The sequence below is a fragment of the Sapientia aquatica genome (assembly GCF_004358105.1).
GTDB classification, from domain to species: Bacteria; Pseudomonadota; Gammaproteobacteria; order Burkholderiales; family Burkholderiaceae_D; genus Solimicrobium; species Solimicrobium aquaticum.
This window is the reverse complement of the sequence record NZ_SMYL01000004.1, coordinates 17,624-42,080: the sequence shown is the minus strand read 5'-3', so window position 1 is coordinate 42,080 and position 24,457 is coordinate 17,624. Positions and strand designations below refer to the sequence as shown.

Genomic DNA, 24,457 nt, shown 5'->3' with positions numbered 1-24,457 from the left:
ATTTTGGGCGTGATGCGCTTATTTAAAACATCATGAATATCACCATACTTGGCGCAGGTTCTTGGGGAAGTGCATTAGCAATCTCACTGGCAGCGCGCCATCAGGTTGTGCTGTGGGGCCGAAACAGCGATGCGATCGCTCAAGCAGAGCAAACCCGCCAGCACCAAGGATTTAACCTCCCACCCGAACTTGTTCTCAGCACCGATCTGGATCACGCAATCGCGCATGTTCAACAACCACAGAGCTTATTGATTATTGGTTCGTCGGTCGCGGGTTTGCGTCCGCTATCTCAAACTTTGCGCGCTTATTCCATTCCGAATTTGGTTTGGTTATGCAAAGGTTTGGAAGAGGGCAGCTTTTTGTTACCGCACCAAGTGGTGCAGCAAGAATTAGGCTTATCAATTCCTTGTGGCGTTTTGTCTGGCCCCTCTTTTGCACAGGAAGTCGCTAAAGGCCAACCATGCGCTTTGACGATTGCGTCGCACTTCCCAGAATTGGCGGAACTCGTTGTGAGCGCCTTGCATGGGCCGGCGCTGCGGGTCTATTCCAGCGATGATGTGATCGGTGTCGAAGTCGGTGGCGCGGTTAAAAACATCATGGCCATTGCAACTGGCGTGGCGGACGGATTAGGTTTGGGCTTGAATGCTCGTGCTGCGTTGATTACCCGCGGCTTGGCTGAAATTACACGGCTCGGTCAGGCGCTCGGTGGGCACATGGAAACATTCATGGGCTTGACCGGAATGGGCGATTTGATTTTGACCTGCACCGGCGATTTGTCGCGTAACCGCCGCGTGGGTTTGGGTCTGGCGCAAGGTAAGCCCTTAGCGCAAATTGTGCAAGAGTTAGGACACGTGGCCGAAGGCGTTCGATGCGCGCAAGCGGTGCAGCAATTAAGTCGCCAATTGAACGTGGATATGCCAATTACCAATGCGGTGGCCGGTGTGTTGTTTGACGGTGATAGCACTGCCGAGATGGTGAAACGACTGCTAGCGCGGGATTCCAAAGCCGAGCTAAATTAAGGTAGTCAAAAAAACATAAAAAAACGGATCCCATTTTGAAGTAGGATCCGTTTTTTATTTTGGCCTAATTTACAACACGTAGCGCGATAAATCCTCGTCCACAGACAGCGCGCCTAAGCGTTCTTGCACATAGTCGCCATTGATTTCAATGACTTCGCCGTTGCCGCTATTGGCGTTAAACGAGATTTCTTCCAGCAGTTTTTCCATCACGGTGTACAGGCGACGAGCGCCGATATTTTCGGTGGTTTCGTTCACTGAGTAAGCGATTTCGGCCAACTTTTTGATACCGCTTTGTGCGAAATTAATCTTCACATCTTCCGTCTCTAACAGCGCTTGATATTGCTTGGTCAGGCAAGCGTCGGTGCTAGTTAAAATCTGTTCAAAGTCGGCTACCGATAACGATTCCAATTCAACCCGAATCGGGAAACGACCTTGTAGTTCAGGGATTAAATCCGATGGCTTGGCTAAATGGAATGCGCCCGATGCGATGAATAAAATATGATCGGTTTTGATCATGCCGTATTTGGTGTTGACGGTGGTGCCTTCGACTAATGGCAGCAAATCACGTTGCACACCCGCGCGCGAAACTTCGGCCCCGCCCGACTCCGAGCGGCTAGCGATTTTGTCGATTTCATCCAAAAACACGATGCCGTTTTGCTCGACGCTTTGAATCGCATTTTTCTTAATATCGTCTTCGTTGAGTAACTTTGCCGCTTCTTCATCGGTCAATAATTTCAGCGCTTCAGGAATCAATAATTTGCGTGGTTTTTTGCGCGCGCTATTGGCACCAGAAAACATCGTCTTAATCTGCTCGGTCATTTCCTCCATGCCGGGCGGCGCCATAATTTCTAATTGTGGTGCGTTCTCGGCGACATCGATTTCGATCTCTTTGTCGTTCATCAAACCTTCGCGCAGGCGCTTACGCAGCGTTTGGCGTGTGCTGTTGTCTGGCGCGGGCTCACTTGGATTTAAGCCAAAATCGCGTGCTGGCGGTAACAGAATATCGAGGATACGATCTTCGGCCGCGTCTTCGGCGCGCACGCGGACTTTTTTGATTTCAGAGGCGCGAGTTTGCTTTACGCCGATTTCAATCAAATCACGAATAATCGTATCCACATCGCGTCCAACGTAGCCGACTTCGGTAAATTTGGTTGCTTCGATTTTGATAAATGGCGCGTCGGCTAATTTAGCCAAGCGACGTGCGATCTCGGTTTTACCAACGCCTGTTGGTCCGATCATTAAAATATTTTTGGGCGTGATTTCGTTGCGTAGTGGTTCGGCCACTTGCTGACGTCGCCAGCGGTTGCGTAGGGCGATTGCCACAGCGCGTTTGGCCTTGTTTTGACCGACAACGTGCTTGTCCAATTCCGAGACGATTTCTTGGGGAGTCATGCTAATTAAATTATTCATGTTGGATTAGTCCAATGTTTCGATGGTGTGCGACAAATTGGTGTAGATGCACAATTCACCAGCGATAGTGAGTGATTTTTTAACGATGTCGACCGGTGTTAATTCGGTGTTTTCTTGCAAGGCTTTGGCCGCGGATTGAGCAAAAGTGCCGCCCGAACCAATCGCGCCGATGCCATCTTCGGGTTCCAGCACGTCGCCGTTGCCGGTAATGACTAAGGTCGTTTCACGATCAGCGACCAGCAACATCGCCTCTAAGCGACGCAACATGCGGTCGGTACGCCAGTCTTTGGCGAGCTCAACTGAAGCGCGCATGAGATGGCCTTGGTGTTTTTCTAATTTTGCTTCAAAGCGTTCGATTAAGGTAAATGCATCGGCTGTTCCGCCAGCAAAGCCTGCGAGCACTTTGCCGTGGTACAGCTTACGCACTTTGCGTGCGGTGCCCTTCATGACGATATTACCTAGAGTGACTTGTCCGTCACCGCCGAGGGCGACGCTGTTGCCGCGCCGGACGGACAAAATAGTTGTGCCGTGAAATTGTTCCATACCTGCCTTTATGTTGAAGAATGTTGAAAATTAATTCATATGCTTACTCAGCAGAATGAATTGATTTGCAAACGATAGGCTGGAGTTTGGGGCAAGAATTGGAAATTACAAGCAAATTTCAACTTCGATGCGCTTGCTTGCGGTGGTACGAATTGAGCTACTTGACGAGAAATTAACGCTTGCGCGGGAATATGATGGCGACGTTTTTAAAGCCCATCGCGTTTAATAGCGCAATCACCAAATGATTGGCTTCGTGGAATTCGATCGACACATTGAGCTGTTTCGAAATCGGAATCAGCCCGGTGAGCAGGCTGCCACAAGAACTAAAATCGATCCGATCTAACTGCGAACAATCGAGTTGAACAGAATGGTGCTCTTTGGCGAAAGCGGCGATATTGCCGATTAATTCATCGGTATTACCAGCGATGATTTTCGGTAGGGCAAAGCGCTCGGCTTCGACGAATTCAATCGAGATGCCAACCGAGGGTGCGGTTGATTTGTTTTTGGGTGCTTCGAAAGACGGCGGTGAAACTTCGTAGGTAATGCAGTAATCGATGCTGGCCTCTTCAAAACCGGCTTCGTCATTGACCAATTGAAGTAACTCTAATAAGAGCAACCAAGGCGCTTCGCTGGCATCGCGCCGACCAACAGCGATTAATGAGCGCACATATTTAATCAAATCAGCGGCGCCAACGACGGTCAATTCTTGCTTGGCTTTCTTCAAGGCTTGAAAGCCTTTTAGCAGCAACTCGCAGCCCTCGGCGCTGACTTCGGTGATACGCACAAACTCTAGGCGCAGTTGCTGGCTTTGCTTGGCTAGTCCAATTAATTTATCAACTTGTTTGCCGATTTGGTCGTTGAGCTTGCCTGAAAACGAAACGCCAGGCACAAAGCCTTTTTCGACTTTGGGCGCGCTTTGCGCTTGCGGCGTGACCCAAATCGGCGCAGAGATTTCAAGCTTGCTGACGTAATCCAAGCTTAATTGCTCGAATTTAGTTTGCTCGTTCGTGATTTGATAAAGGTCGAATAACATCAACCACGCGGTAGGATTGAGCGCGTTGTAATTTTCGTTTTCGATCAAATTTTTGAGGATGATTTCAGTCGCTTCGATTTGCTCGCTGGCGAACAAAATAGCGGCTTCCTCTAAGGCAGGAATATTTTCTATCGCGCCGTGATGTTTGTTCATCCCTTCGGTATTGGCACCAAGCAGATACTCGGTTGCTGCGCCCATTAATGGCATGGTCGTCTCGAAATGATCGTCGTCCGGATGCCTTTTAACGTCTAAGGGATGATCGACGTCGAATAAATCGGTATTGGCGTTAGGCTGCTGCGGGATGTATTCGGGCTGCGGCTCGCCTTTTCTTTTAACAATGTCGCGTGACATTTCGTATTCGATCGCGTCGATTTTACGCTCGGTGGCGCGTGCTTTATGGCGTTGCGCCATGATTGAGTTGGCGAACTCTTCGCTCGTGTTATCGGTTAATCCGGTCGTGGTCAATAAGCTATCTTTGGCCGACGTGTTCTCGGCTGAAGTAGCTTTTTTTGCACCATTTTTTTTACCGAAAATCGAAAAAATCACTGCCAGATCCCTGTGCGATTAAGTGTGAACGAGAAAGTTGTACCGATTAACCGAAGTATTGCTAAAAGAAAATAAGTATATTCGATCTAACGTAGAAACCATACAGCCTAATCGATTAACATTTTGCGAAAGAAACGTTGTTTGGAATGTGAGACCAAATAAAATACCGCGAATTTTGCTCAACAATAATACATTATTTGGTGATTTTATAAATGAAATTTAACAAATTTTCCCCAATAACGAACAGTGTAAATTCGATCTCAAGATGTAAAAACAGGTAGCTGCTATTGAAGCGAGCTACCTGTTTTTAAGTTGTGACTAAAGTCCACAGAGATCAATCACCATATAACTTTTGCTTTAATTCGCGCCGTTGTTGAGCTTCTAACGATAAATTCGCCGTTGGACGCGCTAATAACCGCGCCACACCAATTGGTTCGCCAGTTTCTTCGCACCAGCCGTATTCACCCGCATCAATTAGGGCGATAGATTGCTGTACTTTTTTGAGCAATTTGCGTTCGCGATCACGAGTGCGCAGTTCTAAAGCGTGTTCTTCTTCAATCGTTGCACGATCTGCTGGGTCAGGTACTAAGACGGTTTCACGCAAGTGTTCAGTCGTCTCATCAGCATTTTTCAGCAGATCTTTTTCTAACTGTTGCAAACGCGCTTTAAAAAAAGCCAACTGGGCTTCGTTCATATAATCCTTCTCACCCATCTTAAGAATTTCTTCCTCAGTGAGTAGGGCTACTTGTTTATTGCTTGCTGCACTTGTTTTGGTAGTTTTAGTTGCCACTTCGCATACTCTCGATACGACAGATATTGATATAAGAACAGTCACGTTTTGTTGACCGTACCACCCGGCTGATTTTGTGAAAAAAACCTCAAAATCAGCAATCCGCTAGTTTATACCAGACATTGCTCCAAACCGCTAATAAAAATAGCTTTTGGTAGATTATTGCCTATGAAGACAATTTTACTTTCCTTTATTTCATCATTTTCCCAAGCTCGGCCAACATCGCTACCCATAATTTGATGCACACCTTGGAAAACAACTTTGCGGTCCGCGCCCTGCATGTACAAAATCCCTTTATAACGCAGCATCTGCGGCCCAAAATTGTTAATGATTTCGTTTAAGAATTCATCCAGCAATGCGGTATTAAATGGACGTTGGCTTTTGAAGACAAACGATGAGATATCGTCTAAATGCTGATGTGCGTGGTGATCGTGTCCATGATCGTGGCCGCAATGGGTGTGATCATCGTGCGCGCAATGTTCGTCGTGCTGATGATCGTGCGATTCGTCTTTGAGGAAATCGGCGTCAATCTCGAGTTTCTCGTTCAGATTAAAACCACGCAGATCCAACACATCGGCAATGGCGACTTCGCCGAAGTGGGCCGTGCTAATTGGTGCGCGCGGATTCATACGCTTTAGCCGCGCGGTTAATTCTTGCACTTGCTGGGCACCCACTAAATCGGATTTACTGATAAAAATTTTGTCAGCAAAGCCAACTTGACGCTGCGCCTCTTGATGTTGATCGAGTTGCTGCATGCCGTGTTTTGCATCGACCACGGTGATGATCGCGTCCAGCATAAAATGTGTTGCGACTTGATCGTCTACAAAAAACGTTTGCGCCACCGGGCCGGGATTGGCTAGGCCTGTGGTTTCGATAATTAAATGATCAAAACTGATTTCACCTGCGTCGCGCTTGGCCGCTAGATTGGTTAGCGCCACGATTAAATCACCGCGCACGGTGCAGCAAATGCAGCCGTTATTCATTTCAACGATTTGCTCATTGGTGTCGCGATGCAAGATCTCGTTGTCGATATTTTCTTCGCCAAATTCATTCTCAATCACGGCGATTTTAAAGCCGTGGTCTTCGTGCAAAATGCGATTTAATAACGTTGTTTTGCCCGCGCCTAAAAAGCCGGTCAGGATGGTGCTAGGAGTGAGTGCCATAATTATCTTGATTCAGAATGAAATAATAGTGAGGATTACTTTGCTTTGGCGCGTGGATGTGCCGCATCGTAAATTTGGGATAAATGTTGAAAGTCGAGCGCGGTATAGACTTGCGTGGATGCGAGCGAAGCGTGGCCTAAAAGTTCTTGTACCGCACGCAAATCGCCGGACGATTGCAATACGTGCGAGGCAAACGAATGGCGTAAAACATGCGGATGGACATTACTCTTGATACCAATTTGCTGGGCGTGCGCTTTAAGCCGCAATTGCACTAAGCGTGGAGAAATGCGCGTTCCACGACTTGTTAAAAACAGCGCGTTTTTATCGGTTTTGACCAATGTCGATCGCTGCGCTAACCAATGCTCAATCGCGGTAATCGCCGCGCCGCCAATCGGCACTTCGCGGGTTTTATTGCCTTTACCCGTGACATGCACCATCTTTTCATTTAGATCAATCCAGCTTACCGAAGTGTACTGTGGCTCGCGGCAATACCCGACATCAAGACTGACCAATTCGGAAACCCGCAGACCGCTGGAATATAACAATTCAAACATCGCATGGTCGGCCGCTTGATTAGCGCTGCTGCCCAGATTGTGCTCGACCAAATGCACCGCTTCATCCACCGACAAGGCTTTAGGTAAGCTCTTTTCACGCTTAGGTGCTTTGATACCCATGACCGGATTGTGATCGCATCCGTAGCGATTGGAATACCACGCAAAGAAACCCCGCCAGCACGATAAATGACGCGCAATTGAGCGCGCCGATAACTGTTGGCTGTGTAACTGGCTGGTGAGTTTGCGAATTTGCAGTGCAGTGATTTGACTAGGCTGCTGAGTTGCCAGCAGCGTTGATAAGCTCATCAAGTCCATGCGGTAACTGCTGATGGTGTGCGGCGAATAATGGCGAATATTGGCCAGATGATCGAGGAAACCCTGGCAATCCGGATTAAGAATCGGCGCGGTTTCCACGATAGCCTGCGTTACTTAATTAAGCAGGTTAATGCGGCGCTGGCGGTTTCGCCCAATTGGGCTAAAAAGTCGGTCGCCATATTGCTGGTGAAGCGCTCTTTTTCTGGCGAACCGAACACCAATAAACCAACCACGTCATTCTCTACTCGCAATGGCAACATCGCGATCGAGGCGATCGGCGCATCAATCCAAGTCGCCGCTTCGAAGTCGTTATTCGTGCCGCAAAATGGTGCCTTCAAGCTGCGCGCAAACAATTTAATCGCGTCGCTTGTCGGGCTAGCAAACCAAGTGTGATTGTATTCATCGGCAACATCCCACAAGCGCAAAGTCGCGTGCGGTAGCGCAAAAATATCCTGCAAATTGGTGCACAATAAATGCGGCAAGTCCACATCATTACGCGCTAACAAAAGCGAATTGGTCCAGCGTTGAAACTTAGTGATGGCGTGATCATTTTCTTGCGCCAAGCGCAGCAAATCCGATAAGCGCAATTCCAGTTGGCGGTATTTATCGCGCACCACTTCCATTTGGCGTTCTTGCAAAGACACTGCCCGACCAAGCAATGGGCTGGTTAGTTTAATCGTACCTAACAGCTCAGCGTGCTCTTCAAAAAAATGTGGATTGTCGGCCAGATACTGCGCAACTTCGTTGTGATCCATGAATTCAGTCCTTGGTTAAATATGAAATTCGCCTTCAAACACTGTCACCGCTGGGCCGGTTAAAAATACCTCGTGCCCGACGCCATCCCAGCGGATCAGCAGCTCGCCGCCGCGCGCGGTCACCGTGACAGGTGAGATTAATTTTTCGCGCAGAATGCCCGATACGACTGCCGCGCAAGCGCCAGTTCCGCAGGCTAAGGTTTCGCCAGCACCGCGTTCAAACACGCGCAACTTAATATGGTGCGCATCAATGATTTGCATAAAGCCGGCGTTGACGCGCTGGGGAAAGCGCGGATGATTTTCAATCACTGGGCCATCGATTTCAACCGGCGCGGCATCAACATCGGCGACGATTTGCACCGCATGAGGATTGCCCATCGAGACCACGCCAAACAAGGTTTTCTTTTTGTTGATCTCTAGCGGCCAAAGTTGCGCTTGACCTTCGGTTTTAGGTTTCAGATCGCTGCTATCAAATGGGACGTTGGCTGGCTCAAATTCAGGCGAATCCATCGCTACCGTGATGAGCCCATTGGCCTCAAGGTTTAGCTCGATAATGCCCTTCATGATTTCGACCCGAATGCGGGTTTTTTTAATGAGCTTTTTTTCGTGCACAAATTTGACGAAAGCGCGTGCACCGTTGCCGCAATGTTCGACTTCGCCGCCGTCCGAATTGTAGATGCGATAGCGAAAATCGACGCCGTCGATTTCAGAGCGTTCTACCACCAGCATTTGGTCTGCACCAACGCCAAAGCGGCGGTCAGCCAATTTTTTCCATTGTTCTGGGGTGAAATTGATTGCTTGATGAATGCCATCAAATACTAAAAAGTCGTTTCCAGCGCCATGCATTTTTGTGAATTTTATTTTCATGCTGTGTTCATTTTCAAGTTGGTGGACGATTGTTAGAACAGCTTTTGCCGGAAAGTAAATTGGATTATAGGCGGCTCTGTCTTTAGTAGCAATTTAGTATAAATTTGTTGGCTAAAAAGATAACTTGGCCTAGCGATTATTATTTTTTAGGTAATACTTCGCTGTGGATGATGCAGTGCGGTTGGGATTATTGGCGATATAAATCCGCTTCGCCTTCGGGGCGCGTTTTAAAGCGGCGGTGTGACCAGAAGTATTCCGCCGGGGTTAAGCGGATTTGCTCCTCCAAGAATTCATTCATAAAGCGCGTGGCAGCAACGATGTCTTTGCCAGGATAGTTTTCCCAAGCGGGATGCACGCTAACGCGCCAACCCTGATAGTTCGGCAGCATGGTGGCGATCACCGGAACCACCTTGGCATTGGTGGCCGCTGAGATGCGGGCTGGTGCGGTTAGGGTGGCAGCAGGCACACCAAAAAATGGCACGAATTCAGCGTCTTTGATGCCGAAATCCATGTCCGGCAACATTAAAAATCCATACCCCTCGCGCATCGCACGAATGATAGGCTTGACGCCCTCAGCGCGGGATAATAAACGCACTAAGCCAAAACGATTACGACCATTTTTTAAGGCTTCATCAAACACTTTGTTTTTCTGCGGTGCATAAATCGAGCAAATCGGCGTTTCGAGTACCAAGCCAATTCCGGCAACATCCAAACTAACGAAATGCGGGCACAACAAAATCACTGGCCCAGCGGCGATCATCTCTTTGGGAACGGCGGGTTCGACATGGATCAATTTGCGCACGCGCTCTTCCGAACTCCACCACAAAATACTGCGCTCAAACACGCTGCGAGCGTATGCGCGGAAATGTTGTTTGGCGATAGTTTTGCGTTCGGCTTCCGATTTTTCTGGGAAGCACAGGCGCAGATTGGTTAAGGTGATGTGACGCCGCGAGGGTAGGATGTAATAGAAAATGGTGCCGATGATTTCGCCAAAGCGCCCTAAAATCGGTAGCGGTAAAAAATGCAGAAGCCACATGAAGCCTAATAATATTTGCATGATTTTAATTGGTCTTATTGTCAGAATGTGAGGTTGGCGGCGCAACGTTGGGCGGTACTTTGTAGCGGTTGTAGCTCCAGAAATACTGCGCGGGACAATGCGCGATCAGTTTTTCCATCGCTAGATTTATCTGGCTGGCTTGCTCGGTCGGAGTGCCAGCAATTTCTTCGCTGACCAAACTAGAAAATGGCACAAACCGAATCAGAAATCCGCGCCCCCAGGATAAGCGTTCCGCATAGGTCAGCATAATGGGCGCATTGGTCATGGTGTGCAATTTGGATGACAGCGTCATGGTGTAGGCCGGACGACCGAAAAAATTGGCCCAAACGCCTTCACCTTCTTGCGGGACTTGGTCGGGCAATAAGCCGACTGCTGCACCACTCTTTAGAGCCTTTAACATGCTGCGCACACCAGATAGATTGGCAGGCGCTAGCAATAAATTAGTCCGTCCGCGTGCATCTTCCATGAGTGGCTGCAAGGCTTGCTTGCGCGGTGGGCGGTACAAAGCGGTGAGGGGCGTTTTGACGGCAATCGCTTGGGCGATAATTTCAAAGCAACCTAGGTGCGGGGTTAAAAAAATCACGCCGGTTTTGGCATCCAACATTTGTTGAGCGACTTCCCAGTTTTCGATACGCGCCGTTTTTAGCACGCGCTGCGGTGAGGCGCACCAAATAAAGGGCAGTTCGGCGATATTTTTACCCGCTTCCGGCACCGAGCTAAGGGTGAATTCGGCAAAACCCGCTTGGCTAATATTTTGCTTTAACCGCTTGCGATACGACGGGCTGCATAGATAGACCAGCCAACCTAAGGCCGCACCAATGGCGTGCAAAATTGGCAGTGGTAAAAATGACAGTAATCGGAATAAAGCAACCAGCATATGGTCTCGGAAAACAATGGTGTAATGCAAAAAAATTGCAAGACGCGTAAAATAGCATGAAATTCAGCCGTAGCAATCCCCGAATTGGCCAAAAAATCTGGTAAATCCCCTATTTTTGACTAAGCTAAAATCATTGATTGATTTACCTCATTGGTAAGCGAATCGATGCGTAGCAGAATGTTATGAAACTGAATCTTACCGCCGAGTTAACAGACAACTTGCGAGGCGGTCTATAAATCTCCGCTAAAGCGTCGCAGGCTCCATTTTTTCTGCGACATGGTCAACCATCAGCAAGAAAGTAAAGGAAACTGCGATGTCAAATGATTACCTCTTCACCTCTGAATCCGTTTCAGAAGGCCATCCCGACAAAGTCGCCGATCAAATCTCGGACGCGATTTTGGACGCGATTCTAGCCCAAGACCCCCACGCTCGTGTTGCTGCCGAGACGCTTTGCAATACTGGTTTGGTCGTTTTGGCGGGCGAAATCACCACCCACGCTAACGTCGATTACATCAACGTTGCGCGCGATACGATTAAACGCATCGGTTACGACAACACCGAATACGGCATCGACTATAAAGGCTGCGCCGTGATGGTGTGCTACGACAAACAGTCGCCTGACATCGCTCAAGGTGTGGACGAAGGCCGTGGTCTGGATTTAGATCAAGGCGCGGGCGATCAAGGTTTAATGTTTGGTTATGCTTGCGACGAAACGCCTGAATTAATGCCTGCTGCGATTTACTACGCGCACCGCATCGTTGAGCGCCAATCGCAATTGCGTAAAGATGGTCGCCTACCTTGGTTGCGGCCTGACGCCAAATCGCAAGTGACATTGCGCTATGTGGATGGTCGTCCTGTGGCCATTGATACCATCGTTTTGTCCACTCAACATTCGCCAGAAATGACGCATAAAGCGATTGAAGAAGCGGCCATTGAAGACATTATTAATCCAGTTGTGCCAAAAGAATGGCTCAAAAACACCCGCTACTTAATCAACCCAACTGGTCGCTTTGTGATCGGCGGCCCGCAAGGCGATTGCGGTTTGACTGGTCGCAAAATCATCGTTGATACCTACGGCGGCGCTTGCCCACACGGCGGCGGTGCGTTCTCGGGTAAAGATCCCACCAAGGTGGATCGTTCGGCGGCATATGCGGCGCGTTATGTGGCTAAGAACATCGTGGCGGCGGGTTTGGCACGTCAATGCCAAATTCAAATTAGTTATGCCATCGGTGTGGCTAAGCCGATTAACATCACGGTGTACACAGAAGGCACAGGCGTGATTCCGGATGATAAAATCGCACAATTGGTGCACCAGTTCTTTGATTTGCGTCCAAAGGGTATTGTGCAAATGCTGGATTTATTACGTCCGATCTATCAAAAATCGGCAGCATACGGTCATTTTGGTCGCGAAGAACCTGAGTTCTCGTGGGAGCGCACCGACAAAGCCGCCTTGTTGCGCGACGCAGCCGGTTTAAAATAATCCATCAACATGTAAGGAATCACACTCCAGTGCGCATTGTTACTAGTTTTAATAGAGCAGTTCTGATTGGAAGTGTGATTTTTTGTTCCGGGTTGGCAGCCAGCGCTGCCTCCTTTGCCTCTCCAGCCAAAGCGGATAAATCTAAAGAAACCTTGAGCCAATGGTGCACGCCATTAGTAAAGCGTTTGCCCAAAGTCACTTTAGCGCAATGTCAGCGCAGCCAGTTGGTTGCCAGCGGCGCGCAGTCTAAAAAGGGCTTCCCCCTTTTAATCAAAGAATATCCCGTAAAAACGGCAACCAGCAAAAATGGCGACAAAGCGCCGATCAAAATATTGCTCATTGGTGGAATCCATGGCGACGAAAAAACCGCGTTCGCGATTGTCTTTCAATGGATCGACAAATTAAATAAACAAGGCGGTAATGAATTCCATTGGAAAATCGCTCCCGCCATTAATCCTGATGGATTGCTCGCGCAAAAACCAACTCGTGTGAACGCCAACGGCGTCGATTTAAACCGCAACTTCCCAACGCCAAACTGGAATAAAGAAGCGCCGCAATATTGGCGCGAAAAGACCAAAAGCGATCCGCGTCGCTTTCCCGGCAAAGCCGCTTTGTCTGAGCCAGAAAGCCGCTGGATATTTAATCAGATCGAACAATTTCAACCGGATGTGATTATCTCGGTGCATGCACCATTCGGCGTGTTGGACTTTGACGGAGCCGGAACACCGCCGAGCAAATTCGGGCGCTTGTTGTTTAATCGGGTTGGCGTCTATCCCGGTTCGTTGGGTAATTACGGCGGGCTGCATAAAGATATTCCGGTAGTTACGATTGAATTGCCCAACTCGCAGCAAATGCCGAGCGACGCCGAGGTTGCGCGGATTTGGCAAGACATGTTGAATTGGGTTGAGCAAAGCGTGCCAGCGCAAAACAAAGTCGCGGCGAAATAGTACCTACCCGAAAAGTGCTATTTACTCAGCGCTCGATTTAATAAACGTCGCGTAAATAGCGTCGCTGAGCAATCAGTTGATCGACCTGTTCCTCACCCAGCGCACCACGTAATACCGCATCTACTTCGCCGGCCATTCCGTGCAAGCTGCCACACACGAGAATCGCCGCGCCTTGTTCCACCCACTCCGTTAATTGTTGTGCGCGTTGTTGCAATCGATGTTGAACGTAATGCTTTTCATTGGAGCTGGTGCCGACTTGATCGCGCGAGAAAACGGCATCCAATTGCTTAATCCAACCTTGTTTTTTCCACGCCATTAACTCATTCCCATAATGGAAATCATGCTCTAAATTGCGCTCGCCAAAAATAAGCCAGTTGCAATGATTGCCCTGCGCGATGCGCTGCTTTAAATGACTCATTAAGCCTGCAATACCGGTGCCGTTACCGATCAAAATTAACGGCTTGGCTGTCGCTGGCAGATGAAACTCGGGATTGTTTTTAATGCGTGCTTTGAATTCTGCGCCTAACGGCAAATACTGCGTCAGCCAACCAGAACCTTTTCCTAATCGCGCTTCGTTGTGTTCGGTCAACTGCACTTGGCGTATCAAAAGCTGCGCCGATTTATCGGTCGGTAAAGAAGCAATCGTATATTGGCGTCGCGTCTTTTCGTCGGGCAGCAGCACTTCCAGTAAGTCACCTGCTTCCCAAGGTAATTTTTCTTCTGAAGTCAATTCCAAACGATAAATCGGCATCCCGACGCCATCCGGATTAACGCAAACACGCGAGCGTAAGGTCCACTCGTGAAATACGTCCGGCTCGATCAATTGTTCGCCTGTAATTGGTGCCAGCACGCTTAAATGCGAGCGCCATAAATTCAACGCCGCTTTATCTTGTTGATCGACTTCCACGCGCTCAAACAAGGTTGTTGCGCCTTGCGCTTGCAGCCAATCTTCTAATTGACGGCCAAATTGGCAAAAGCGTTGATATTGACGATCGCCCAACGCCAGAAGGCCAAAGCGCAGCTCGCGTAAAGTATTTTGTTGCGCGAACGCTTTCATAAAATGACGCGCCGAATCCGGTGCTTCGCCATCGCCGAAGGTACTCACCACGAACAACGCTTGACTGTAATTGGCGAGTTGATGATGCTGCATGTCGGCCAACGATTTAACGGCGATTGGCAGACCAGCATGTTGCAATAATTTTGCTGTGCGCCAAGCAAGCTGTTCGGCAAAGCCGGTTTGGCTGGCAAACGCGATTAACATTGGCTGGCTAGTTGCCGTGGCAACCGGATTGCTGCTGAGCTGATTTTTCTCTTGCTGTAGTGCCCGTTTTTTGGCGCGCCGATCGAGATACAACATCCAGCCAGTGACCGCAAATAACGGCATACATAAGCTAGCCAACATCATCAAGATCATTCCGGTCAGACCAAAATAGCTGCCATTATGTAGGGCAAAAATGCTGTTCATTAGTTGCTGACCAGCGCTGCGATCTTGGTAATTATCTTGCTTAATAATTGCGCCCGATTCGGAGTTAATGCTTAATTTGTCGGTCGCATAATCGTGCGCTGCGGCTTTTTTGAGATAACTGATAGTGATATCGCCACCGGGTTTTTCCGGGAAGCGGAAGCTGACATTTTGAAAGTTTGCGCCGACCGACATAAAGCTAGCCCAGATTTGATTGGCGTTGCTCGGTGGGACGGGGATCTCTTTGTTCGGCTTTGATTTGTTCTCCGCGACTGCAGGACCATTTTGTTCCTTTTTACGCTCGCGCATATGCTCTGGTTTTTCCGCGCCCGTGACTTGATAAAGCATGTCGCGATACCAGCCATACGACCAATATAAACCGGTCAATGAAGACAATAAATAGAACGCCAAACACCACGTTCCTATCACCGAATGTAAATCCCACAAGAATCCGCGACCAGTACGTTTAAAGTTCAGGTGAAACCAACTGCGCCAGCTCAACACCTTGCGCGGCCAGCGCAGGTATAAGCCGGAGAGGCAGAAAAAAATCAAGGTCACCGTCGAAGCGCCCACGATTTGTTTGCCAACTTCGTCTAACGCCAACCAGCGATGCAACTTCATCACGGTGAGGAAAAACGCTTCACCCTGCGCCTTGCCTAACAATTGGCCGGTGTAGGGATTAACGTATTGGCTATCAAAGCCGCGCTTGCTCTTGGCCTCAGGCGGGAGTGCAAAGCCAATTTGCGCGGCGCGACTTGGATCGGCGTCGATGGTGATCGCAGCGATGCGTTTTAATGGTTCTTGCTGAGCGATTCGGTCGATCAGCTCTTGCATGGGCAGACGTTGTTCATTGACCTGCTGCACGCGCATGACATGCGGATTGATTAGGGTCATTAATTGTTTGTCGAACGACAGCATCGCGCCGGTGACGCCAACTAAGAGCAACACGAGACCGGCGGTAATGCCGAGGAACCAATGCAGTTGAAACAAGATTTTTTTGAACATGCGAAAACTCGGGGAAAAGTACTGCCGTAGCGATTAAGAAGCGAAGCGCGCTATTGTAAATGATAATGATTCGCATTACAAATCAAATGTTTATTGAAGCAATTGCAAGATAAAGTTTGGGAATTGCCGCAAAAATACGAGCAAACAACGGGCGCAGACGCTTTAGAATATATTGCTTGATTGAAACGCAGATGCGCGGCTTGAGTGAATTGGATTCGTTCGCTGGATTGGTGAATTCGGTTGGCGCAACGATGTTGTTAGAATGCGCATCTTGAGGAAGTTCACCAACAAGGCGGTTAGGCTAAGCAGAGTTTCAATCACGGCGACACCAAATCCAGCTTCATTGCTCACCATTCATAACGACAACAGCGAGGACGACAATTGAAATCAACCACCATAGCCAAATTAGGCCTAATTTTTGCCATGCTAACGAACGCCCATATCGCGCAATCGGCCGACCAAACCAATGCGCCGATTCAACCGGCGGCAGCCGATCCGTATCAATGGCTAGAGCAAGTCACCGATGAAAAAGCCCTGGATTGGGTAAAGCAGCGCAATGCGATTACGCGCGCCGAATTAGAACAGCAGCCAGATTTTTTTACCCTGCGCACTAAGCTCCAAGCCGCGTTAGATTCCAAAGATAAAATCCCCGGCATTAATAAAATGGGCGAGTTTTATTACAACTTCTGGCAGGACGGCGATCATCAGCGCGGTGTGTGGCGCAGAACCACATTAGAGCAATACCGCACTGACAATCCTGTGTGGGAAACCGTGCTGGATTTGGATGCCTTGGCCAAGTCCGAAAAAGAGAACTGGGTATTTAAAGGCAGCGTGTGCCGTGAACCAGAATTTGATCGTTGCTTAATTAATTTGTCGCGCGGCGGCGCCGATGCGGTCGTGGTGCGTGAGTTTGATTTGGCTAGCAAGCAGTTTGTCAAAAACGGCTTTACTTTGCCAGAAGCCAAAAGCAGTGTGAACTGGCGCGATAAAAATAGTCTATTTGTGGCGACCGATTTTGGTAAAGGTAGCTTGACCGAATCGGGCTACCCACGCATCGTCAAAGTTTGGCAGCGCGGCAAACCGCTCGCGAAAGCGGCCGTATTATTGACGGGCGAAAAGACCGATATCAGCGTTTCTGCCTACACCAGCAATCACCTCGGTGTGCGGCATGAATTGGCTGAGCGCGGGGTCGATTTTTTCCACAGTGAGCAATACGTAATCGAGCACGGCAAGCTGGTAAAACTCGATGTGCCGGGCAAAGCGGGCGTCGGTTTCTATGGCACACAAATGCTGGTAACGCTGCGCGAAGACTGGGCCACCAAAGACGGTAAATATCCTTCTGGCTCCTTGATCGCGATTGATTTTGATGCGTTTAAAAAAGGCGATCGGCACTTTACGACCTTGTTCCAACCAACCGAGCGCACGTCGTTGGCGGAATCGGTTGCGACCAAAAATTTCTTGTTGGTGCAAGCCTTGGATAACGTTAAAAGCAGTTTGACCGAATGGAAGTTTGCCGACGGCAAATGGACAGCGCGCTTAGTCAATTTACCGACCATTGGCAGCGTCGGGATTGCGGCGGTCGATGACGAACATTCGGATGGGTATTTTTTAAGCTATTCCGATTACCTCACGCCTAGCACGTACATGCTCGCGCAAGCCGGTAACGATCAGCGCGAAGTGTTGAAAAAAGCCCCGTCATTCTTCGATGCCAGCCCTTATCAAGTTGAGCAAAAACAAGCGGCATCAAAAGACGGCGTGTTGATCCCGTATTTCATTATTCACCGCAAAGACATGGTGTTGGATGGATCCAATCCGACTTTCTTGTATGGCTATGGCGGTTTTCAAATTTCATTAACGCCTGCGTATTCGGCAGGTATTGGATTGGGTTGGCTCGATAAAGGCGGCGTGTATGTGGTCGCTAATATTCGCGGTGGTGGCGAGTTTGGTCCGGCCTGGCATGAAGCCGCGCTGAAAGAACATCGCCAAGTGGCTTACGACGATTTCGCCGCCGTTGCACAAGACTTAATCAATACCAAAGTCACCAGCGCCAAGCATCTTGGTATGCAAGGTGGCAGCAATGGCGGCTTGTTAGCGGGTGTGATGTTGACCCAGCATCCTGAGTTGTTCAATGCGGTGATTAGCCAAGTGCCATTGCTCGATATGCAGCGCTTTAATAAATTACTTGCGGGTGCGTCATGGGTAGGTGAATACGGTAATCCGGATGTGCCAGAAGAGTGGGCTTACATCCGTAAATTCTCGCCCTATCACAACGTGCATAAGGAAGTCGCGTATCCGAATGTGCTGTTCATCACATCGACGCGCGACGACCGCGTGCATCCTGGCCACGCGCGTAAAATGGCGGCCAAAATGTTAGACCAAGGTCATACCAACGTGCGTTATTACGAAAACACCGAAGGCGGTCACGGCGGCGCGGCCAACAACGCGCAACGGGCAGATATGAATGCGTTGCAGTACACCTTTATGTGGGAAATGTTGCAACCAACAAAAAGTTCAGATGCCGTAAAATAAGGTCAACTGACCACGTAATGAGTAATAAATCATCGAAACGTGCAGCGCAAACTGCACGTTTTTTTGTTTCCGTCTGTTTCTTCCTCGAATTCAACCTATTCTATAAAAATCATTCAGCGAAAGAATTCTGTGTCGTTTTATCAATTAATTTTTGACTTTGTCGGTCGTCACCGCCGCCATTACATTGCCGCCGCCGCAATGCTGTTGTCGGTTGGGATATTGACGGTGCTCATTCCTCGGCGCGTCGGACATTTGGTCGATCAATTGGTCCAGGGCCAACTCGATCAGAGCGTGATTTTGCAAGAGTTGGGTATCTTGCTGCTGATGGGAATCGTGATTTATTTTTTGCGCGTCGGCTGGCGTATGCAACTCTTTGTCGCGTCGTATCAACTCGGCGTGCATTTACGTACCGAGCTATATAAGCGCTTGTGTTTGCAAGGGCCGGACTTCTTCCAGCAACAGCGCACCGGCGATTTAATGGCCTTAGGGACTAATGACGCTGACGCGATTGAATTAGCCGCTGGCGAAGCAATGCTAGCCGGCTTTGATGGGACGATGACCTTGCTGATGGTGCTGGGCATGATGTTGTTGGGCGTTGATTGGCGCTTAACGTTGATTGCGTTGTTGCCGTTTCCGTTCATGGCAATTGCTTTTAAAAAAATTACGCAAGAAGTGCACGACGCGTCGCATCAAGCGCTAACTTGCTTTAGTCAATTGAACGACCAAGTACAAGAAAGCATTGCTGGAGTCAGAACGGTGCGCGCACTCGGTTTGGAAGCGCGCAACGCAACTCACTTTGCGGCGCTAGCCGAGCAAGCCGCCGACGCCAGTTTGCGCGCGCAGCGTTGGGAAGCAGCTTACGAACCTGCGGTTGGTTTGGCGCTGACATCAGCCGGATTTTTGACCTTAAGTTTGGGCGGCTATTTAGTGTGGCATGCGCAAATGAGCATTGGTTCGCTGACCAGTTTCACGATGTATTTAGGCCAGCTCATTTGGCCGATGTTTGCCGCGGGTTGGGTGCTCTCCATTATCGAACGTGGACGCGCGGCATGGAAGCGCCTGGGGCCGATTTTAAGCTTGCCATTGACGATAGAAGACAAAGGCACAATCACCGCCGCACCGCAGGGTAGGGTTGAATTTGATGGGGTGCATTTTGCTTATTCCGAGCAGGCTAAAGCGGCTTTGCAAGGCGTAAGTTTAAGTTTGCAGCAGGGCCAAACAGTTGGCTTAGTTGGCCCAACCGGTGCGGGTAAATCAACCTTGATACGTTTGCTGTTGCGCCAATACACCGCCGCACAAGGTAGCATCCGCTGGGGCCAGCATCAACTCGACAAATACAAGCTAGACAATCTGCGCGGTCACATTAGTTGGGTCGCGCAAGAACCGTTTTTATTCTCCGCCAGCGTGTCGGCCAACATCGCTCTTGGCAAGCCAGATGCTACCCAAGCCGACATCGAACAAGCCGCGCAACTCGCTTCAGTGCATGAAGATATTTTGCGCTTCCCGCAAGGTTATGACACGCCCGTGGGTGAGCGCGGTGTGACTTTATCTGGAGGACAGCGTCAGCGCGTGGCGATTGCGCGTGCCTTATTAACCAACAGTCCTTTACTGTTATTAGATGACGCCTTATCGGCAGTCGATACCGGAACTCAAACCAGCATCTTGCAACATCTGCGTGGCGCGCGTGTGGGCCGCTCAGTGCTCATTGTCAGCCACCGTTTGAGTGCGGTAGCCGATGCGGATCACATTGTCGTGCTGCGCGATGGAAAAATAATTGAACAGGGAAGTCATGCCGAATTGGTCGAACAAAACGGTTGGTACGCCAGCCAATGGCGTTACCAGCAATTAGAGGAGTCGCTAGATGAGCTCTAATGTGGAAACTAAAAAATTAACTGGCGACGAACGTCTGCAAGCCGTTCAATTATTAAAAAGCGCCGCCTACGTTGATCGTTCGCACATTTGGATTGGGATTGCATTACTCGCTATCGCCGCGCTATTAGAGGCCGCTGGTCCATTATTAGGCAAAGCCTTTATCGATAATTACCTGCTGCCTAAGCACGCTGATTGGGCCATGATAGGTTTGCTCTTGTGCGCTAATTTATTAACCGGTTGCTTAGCGACTTGGATGCGTTACAAACAATTGCTGCGTTTAGCTGGCGTGGCCATGCGCTCGGTGCGGCGTTTGCGCGAACAAGTCTATGCCCACGTATTGCGCTTGCCGATGCGTTTTTTTGATAAAGCCATTACCGGTCAATTGGTCAGTCGCGTCACCAACGATACCGAGGCGGTAAAGAATCTCTACGTCCAAGTCTTATTCGTGATGTTAGATAGCTCCATCGTTGTGTTGGGCGCTTTGACTGCAATGGCGTGGTTGGATTGGCGCTTGATGTTAATCGTCGCCACGCTGATTCCTGGCATGATAGTGATTGTTACGTTGTATCAACGTTGGAGTGCTCCAGCGGTGGCTAAAACGCGCCAATTACGCAGCGACATTAACGCGCAATTAGCCGAGAGTATTGCAGGCATGAGTGTGCTGCAAGCCAGCTTGGCCGACGCACGTTTTGCCAGTCGGTTTGATGCCACCAATCGGGAACATTATCAAGCGCGGATTGCAGAATTACGTGCCAATGCGTGGCTGTTGCGACCTGCCTTGGATTTGATGAATTCGGTCTTGTTGGTGGTGGTGATTTACAGTTTTAGTCAGCGCACTTTTAGCGGCATTGAGGTGGGGATTTTGTACGCCTTCGTCAGCTATATTGCACGGGTTGTTGATCCCTTGATTCAAATCACCATGCAGTTTGGTCAGATTCAACAAGCCGTGGTTTCGGCGGCGCGGGTCAATACCTTGTTAAAAGAAGAGACCGAGTTATATCCCGACTCGGCGCAAAAGCTCACCAGTGGCAAAGTCGAATTCCACGACATTAGTTTTGGCTACGATCCCGCGCATCCGGTTTTACACAACATTAATTTGAAGATTCAAGCCGGTCATTTTTATGGCGTGGTCGGTCATACCGGTAGCGGCAAATCAACCTTGCTGAGTTTGTTACTGCGCTTTTATACCGCGCAATCGGGACGAATTGAGTTGGATGGCTTGCCGCTCGCCGCGGTGTCGGAAGAAGAATTCCGACTCAAAGTTGGCCTAGTGCCGCAAGAGCCTTTTTTGTTAGCCGCGAGCGTGCGCGACAATATTGCGATGGGGCGGGATTTAACCGACTGGCAAATTCAAACTGCCGCAAAGAGCGCCCATGCGCACGGATTTATTGAGCAGCTCGCGCAAGGTTATGACACTGAGTTAGGCGAAGGTGGGGCGAAGTTATCGACTGGTCAAAAACAATTATTGGCAATTGCCCGCGCCTTGGCGGGTGAGCCAGTATTGTTGTTGCTCGATGAAGCGACCTCGCATATTGATAGTGAGACCGAGCAGGTGGTGCAGACAGCGCTAACTGAATTGCGCGGCAAGGTGACGATTATTGCGATTGCACATCGGCTTTCTACGATACGCGATGCGGACCAGATTATTGTGTTGAATCATGGGAAGTTGGTGGAGCGGGGGAGTCATACGGAGTTGATGGAAATCGTGGGCGGAATTTACGCTAAGTTATATTTGTTGCAGGCCTTGGAGGAGTGAGGTTGGGTTTTCTTTTTTGCTTATTGGATCGCTGAGGGTATGTTGGCGGCGGGGGAATGTGTTCCGATAGGGACTGTGCGCCTAAATGCGAACACCCTTCCGCAAGTGATGAGCATACGCATCGAATTCCTTGCTCCATCCGACGGCTAATTACCTTTTTTTCCTCGCCAAAACAGTAAGCAAAAAAATCGACTCAGCCGCCGCTGAAACCCCGCATAAACTGGCTAAAAAATAGGAAGCGAGCGAAACTTGCTTGCGGCGCAAACATCGGTCATTTCTGATCTATTTTTACTCAGTTAATGTGGCGGCGGCAGATGCTAGGCCAACTTCAAAACCAACCTCAATCGCCCTGTATGCAAATTTCACAAATCGCGGTTTGTAAATTTACAATCAAATCCCCCTACAACTTCCTAAATTCTTTCCTACACTGATCTGAACCGGTTTTGTACTTAACATGCGTCGGCTGTTCCTCGGCGGCATGATTTTTATTGTATACTCTCGGTCTCCAAGGAGCGTTGCGACGAAATTGCTTGAGGTTGTTGTATCAAGTACATTTTTGCCAGGCTTGGAATTATCTACCGCAACCGCGCTCACGTTACTTTTTTCAACTGAAAGGAGGGCGTGATGAACGCCATTTCAAAAGATTTATCCAAAGAACTATCCAAAGACTATTTCATCGCTGACATCAGTTTGGCGGCATGGGGTCGTAAAGAAATCGCTATTGCTGAAACAGAAATGCCCGGTTTGATGGCGATTCGTGAAGAATTTGCCGCTAGCCAGCCGTTGCGTGGCGCACGTATTGCTGGTTCGTTGCACATGACGATTCAAACTGCGGTGTTGATTGAGACATTGACCGCTTTGGGTGCCGAAGTGCGTTGGGCTTCTTGCAATATTTACTCTACTCAAGACCAAGCGGCGGCAGCGATTGCCGAAGCGGGTCATCCAGTGTTTGCCTTCAAGGGTGAAAATCTGGACGAATACTGGGAATTCACCCATCGTATTTTTGAATGGCACGATCACCACGCCAACATGATTTTGGACGACGGCGGCGACGCGACGTTGTTGCTGCATTTGGGCACCCGCGCTGAGACCGATAGCAGCGTGTTGAATCACCCAACGTCTGAAGAAGAAATCTGCCTGTTCAATTCGATCAAAAAACATTTGGCCGAAGATGCAACGTGGTATTCCAAACGTCTAGCCGCGATCAAAGGCGTGACCGAAGAAACGACTACTGGCGTGCACCGCTTATACCAAATGCACAAAGAAGGTAAATTGGCCTTCCCAGCAATTAATGTGAACGATTCCGTCACCAAATCCAAATTCGATAACTTGTACGGCTGCCGCGAATCCTTGGTTGATGGTATCAAGCGCGCTACCGACGTGATGATCGCCGGTAAAGTCGCAGTCATCGTTGGTTACGGTGATGTAGGCAAGGGTTGCGCTCAAGCGATGCGTGCGTTGTCGGCCCAAGTGTGGGTCACTGAAATCGATCCAATCTGCGCATTGCAAGCCGCGATGGAAGGCTACCGCGTTGTGACGATGGATTACGCTGCAGCACTCGGCGACATCTTTGTCACCACAACTGGTAACTACCATGTGATCACGCATGACCACATGACCGCGATGAAAAACCAAGCGATCGTCTGCAACATCGGCCATTTTGATAATGAAATCGATGTCGCTTCGTTAGAAAAATACGAGTGGGAAAACATCAAGCCGCAAGTCGATCACGTCATTTTCCCAGACGGAAAACGCATCATCTTGTTGGCTAAAGGTCGTTTAGTGAACTTGGGTTGCGGAACCGGTCACCCGTCGTATGTGATGAGCTCGTCGTTTGCCAATCAAACGATTGCGCAGATTGAATTGTTTGCTAACCCAGACAAATACCCAGTTGGCGTATATACCTTGCCAAAACATTTGGACGAAAAAGTCGCGCGTTTGCAATTGAAAACGCTCAATGCCCAATTGAGTGAATTGACCGACCAGCAAGCCGCCTACATCGGCGTGCCAAAAGAAGGTCCTTACAAAACCGATCATTATCGTTATTAATTGTTCTTTTGCTGCGCCAGGAGTATTCTGGCGCAGCAAATTATGCAGAACAATTGTTAAGGAGATGGTATGCGTTTATTGGTAACATGGTTAATCAATGCCCTAGCTTTGCTGGCATTGCCTTATTTAATGCATTCAGTCAGTATCGACAGCTTTGCTACTGCCTTATTAGTTGCAGTCGTTTTGGGCTTTGTGAACACCGTTTTACGTCCAATTTTAATCATTCTAACTTTGCCCGTCACCGTCGTGAGTTTGGGTTTGTTTGTGCTGGTGATTAATGGTTTGCTGTTTTGGATGGTGGCGACGATGTTTACTGGCTTTCATGTGGCCGGATTTTGGTCGGCGGTATTCGCGGCGATGTTGTACAGCGTCATTTCTTGGGCATTGTCCACTCTGATATTGAAGAATTAAAACAGCCCAGCGATAAC

Annotated in this window: 19 protein-coding genes and 1 riboswitch; of the genes, 8 read left to right on the top strand and 11 right to left on the bottom strand. The window is 49.2% G+C overall.

From position 1 onward, the window contains the following. Nucleotides 1-32: 32 nt before the first annotated feature. A complete protein-coding gene (locus E2I14_RS09630; RefSeq protein ID WP_133327881.1) occupies nucleotides 33-1,019 on the top strand; it encodes an NAD(P)H-dependent glycerol-3-phosphate dehydrogenase in 987 nt (328 codons plus the stop codon). Between the two features lie 69 nt (nucleotides 1,020-1,088). Here E2I14_RS09630 and hslU read toward each other — a convergent pair whose 3' ends face one another. From hslU to E2I14_RS09580, 10 genes are all read right to left on the bottom strand, one after another. Further along, nucleotides 1,089-2,417, bottom strand: coding sequence for an ATP-dependent protease ATPase subunit HslU (hslU, locus tag E2I14_RS09625; RefSeq protein ID WP_319945929.1), 1,329 nt, complete (start codon nucleotides 2,415-2,417; stop codon nucleotides 1,089-1,091). A gap of 18 nt (nucleotides 2,418-2,435) precedes the next feature. Beyond that, nucleotides 2,436-2,972, bottom strand: a complete 537-nt coding sequence (gene hslV, locus E2I14_RS09620) for an ATP-dependent protease subunit HslV (RefSeq protein WP_133327879.1) — start codon at nucleotides 2,970-2,972, stop codon at nucleotides 2,436-2,438. Nucleotides 2,973-3,144: 172 nt separating this feature from the next. After that, nucleotides 3,145-4,551, bottom strand: coding sequence for a hypothetical protein (locus tag E2I14_RS09615; protein WP_133327877.1), 1,407 nt, complete (start codon nucleotides 4,549-4,551; stop codon nucleotides 3,145-3,147). A 334-nt stretch (nucleotides 4,552-4,885) separates the two neighbouring features. Beyond that, entirely contained in the window at nucleotides 4,886-5,341 is a 456-nt protein-coding gene (gene dksA, locus E2I14_RS09610; protein WP_165967808.1) for an RNA polymerase-binding protein DksA, read from the bottom strand. Nucleotides 5,342-5,451: 110 nt separating this feature from the next. Continuing rightward, nucleotides 5,452-6,504, bottom strand: coding sequence for a CobW family GTP-binding protein (locus E2I14_RS09605; protein WP_133327875.1), 1,053 nt, complete (start codon nucleotides 6,502-6,504; stop codon nucleotides 5,452-5,454). 35 nt (nucleotides 6,505-6,539) lie between these two features. Continuing rightward, nucleotides 6,540-7,472 (bottom strand): tyrosine recombinase XerC, encoded by a 933-nt coding sequence (gene xerC, locus E2I14_RS09600; protein WP_227544687.1) that lies wholly within the window; start codon nucleotides 7,470-7,472, stop codon nucleotides 6,540-6,542. Between the two features lie 11 nt (nucleotides 7,473-7,483). Further along, a complete protein-coding gene (locus E2I14_RS09595) occupies nucleotides 7,484-8,128 on the bottom strand; it encodes a DUF484 family protein (protein WP_133327873.1) in 645 nt (214 codons plus the stop codon). 15 nt (nucleotides 8,129-8,143) lie between these two features. Beyond that, on the bottom strand, nucleotides 8,144-8,995 hold the full coding sequence (dapF, locus tag E2I14_RS09590) for a diaminopimelate epimerase (RefSeq protein WP_133327871.1): 852 nt from the start codon (nucleotides 8,993-8,995) through the stop codon (nucleotides 8,144-8,146). Nucleotides 8,996-9,182: 187 nt separating this feature from the next. After that, nucleotides 9,183-10,052, bottom strand: coding sequence for an LpxL/LpxP family acyltransferase (locus E2I14_RS09585; protein WP_133327869.1), 870 nt, complete (start codon nucleotides 10,050-10,052; stop codon nucleotides 9,183-9,185). 4 nt (nucleotides 10,053-10,056) lie between these two features. Next, complete coding sequence (locus E2I14_RS09580; protein ID WP_264757057.1) at nucleotides 10,057-10,947, bottom strand: lysophospholipid acyltransferase family protein; 891 nt, start codon at nucleotides 10,945-10,947, stop codon at nucleotides 10,057-10,059. 295 nt (nucleotides 10,948-11,242) lie between these two features. Here E2I14_RS09580 and metK point away from each other — a divergent pair, with 295 nt between their 5' ends. After that, on the top strand, nucleotides 11,243-12,409 hold the full coding sequence (gene metK / locus E2I14_RS09575) for a methionine adenosyltransferase (RefSeq protein ID WP_133327865.1): 1,167 nt from the start codon (nucleotides 11,243-11,245) through the stop codon (nucleotides 12,407-12,409). A gap of 74 nt (nucleotides 12,410-12,483) precedes the next feature. Next, nucleotides 12,484-13,356, top strand: a complete 873-nt coding sequence (locus tag E2I14_RS09570; protein WP_133327863.1) for a M14 family zinc carboxypeptidase — start codon at nucleotides 12,484-12,486, stop codon at nucleotides 13,354-13,356. Nucleotides 13,357-13,393: 37 nt separating this feature from the next. Here the strand turns inward: E2I14_RS09570 and E2I14_RS09565 are convergent, their stop codons facing one another. Beyond that, the gene (locus tag E2I14_RS09565; RefSeq protein ID WP_133327861.1) at nucleotides 13,394-15,823 is read right to left on the bottom strand and encodes a PepSY domain-containing protein; all 2,430 of its coding nucleotides are present in this window, start codon (nucleotides 15,821-15,823) and stop codon (nucleotides 13,394-13,396) included. Between the two features lie 381 nt (nucleotides 15,824-16,204). Here E2I14_RS09565 and E2I14_RS09560 point away from each other — a divergent pair, with 381 nt between their 5' ends. From E2I14_RS09560 to E2I14_RS09540, 5 genes are all read left to right on the top strand, one after another. Continuing rightward, nucleotides 16,205-18,352 carry a prolyl oligopeptidase family serine peptidase gene (locus tag E2I14_RS09560; RefSeq protein ID WP_319945927.1) on the top strand — a complete coding sequence of 716 codons (2,148 nt, stop codon included), beginning with the start codon at nucleotides 16,205-16,207 and terminating at the stop codon, nucleotides 18,350-18,352. 129 nt (nucleotides 18,353-18,481) lie between these two features. Further along, on the top strand, nucleotides 18,482-20,224 hold the full coding sequence (locus E2I14_RS09555) for an ATP-binding cassette domain-containing protein (RefSeq protein ID WP_227544685.1): 1,743 nt from the start codon (nucleotides 18,482-18,484) through the stop codon (nucleotides 20,222-20,224). Further along, nucleotides 20,214-21,980: an ABC transporter ATP-binding protein gene (locus tag E2I14_RS09550; protein ID WP_133327859.1), complete on the top strand. Its 1,767-nt coding sequence runs from the start codon at nucleotides 20,214-20,216 to the stop codon at nucleotides 21,978-21,980. The genes E2I14_RS09555 and E2I14_RS09550 overlap by 11 nt, the downstream gene beginning before the upstream one ends. Before the next feature lie 501 nt (nucleotides 21,981-22,481). Continuing rightward, a riboswitch (S-adenosyl-L-homocysteine riboswitch) is annotated at nucleotides 22,482-22,579 on the top strand. Between the two features lie 25 nt (nucleotides 22,580-22,604). Continuing rightward, the gene (gene ahcY / locus E2I14_RS09545; protein ID WP_133327857.1) at nucleotides 22,605-24,029 is read left to right on the top strand and encodes an adenosylhomocysteinase; all 1,425 of its coding nucleotides are present in this window, start codon (nucleotides 22,605-22,607) and stop codon (nucleotides 24,027-24,029) included. Nucleotides 24,030-24,098: 69 nt separating this feature from the next. Next, nucleotides 24,099-24,440: a phage holin family protein gene (locus E2I14_RS09540; protein WP_133327855.1), complete on the top strand. Its 342-nt coding sequence runs from the start codon at nucleotides 24,099-24,101 to the stop codon at nucleotides 24,438-24,440. Nucleotides 24,441-24,457 lie beyond the last annotated feature (17 nt).

What these genes read in the sequence shown, in the direction of transcription:
- dapF (WP_133327871.1), bottom strand. Translation starts at nt 8,995, where the DNA reads ATGAAAATAAAATTCACAAAAATGCATGGCGCTGGAAACGACTTTTTA.
- E2I14_RS09605 (WP_133327875.1), bottom strand. Translation starts at nt 6,504, where the DNA reads ATGGCACTCACTCCTAGCACCATCCTGACCGGCTTTTTAGGCGCGGGC.
- E2I14_RS09565 (WP_133327861.1), bottom strand. Translation starts at nt 15,823, where the DNA reads ATGTTCAAAAAAATCTTGTTTCAACTGCATTGGTTCCTCGGCATTACC.
- E2I14_RS09585 (WP_133327869.1), bottom strand. Translation starts at nt 10,052, where the DNA reads ATGCAAATATTATTAGGCTTCATGTGGCTTCTGCATTTTTTACCGCTA.
- E2I14_RS09630 (WP_133327881.1), top strand. Translation starts at nt 33, where the DNA reads ATGAATATCACCATACTTGGCGCAGGTTCTTGGGGAAGTGCATTAGCA.
- hslV (WP_133327879.1), bottom strand. Translation starts at nt 2,972, where the DNA reads ATGGAACAATTTCACGGCACAACTATTTTGTCCGTCCGGCGCGGCAAC.
- ahcY (WP_133327857.1), top strand. Translation starts at nt 22,605, where the DNA reads ATGAACGCCATTTCAAAAGATTTATCCAAAGAACTATCCAAAGACTAT.
- metK (WP_133327865.1), top strand. Translation starts at nt 11,243, where the DNA reads ATGTCAAATGATTACCTCTTCACCTCTGAATCCGTTTCAGAAGGCCAT.
- E2I14_RS09540 (WP_133327855.1), top strand. Translation starts at nt 24,099, where the DNA reads ATGCGTTTATTGGTAACATGGTTAATCAATGCCCTAGCTTTGCTGGCA.
- E2I14_RS09550 (WP_133327859.1), top strand. Translation starts at nt 20,214, where the DNA reads ATGAGCTCTAATGTGGAAACTAAAAAATTAACTGGCGACGAACGTCTG.
- E2I14_RS09595 (WP_133327873.1), bottom strand. Translation starts at nt 8,128, where the DNA reads ATGGATCACAACGAAGTTGCGCAGTATCTGGCCGACAATCCACATTTT.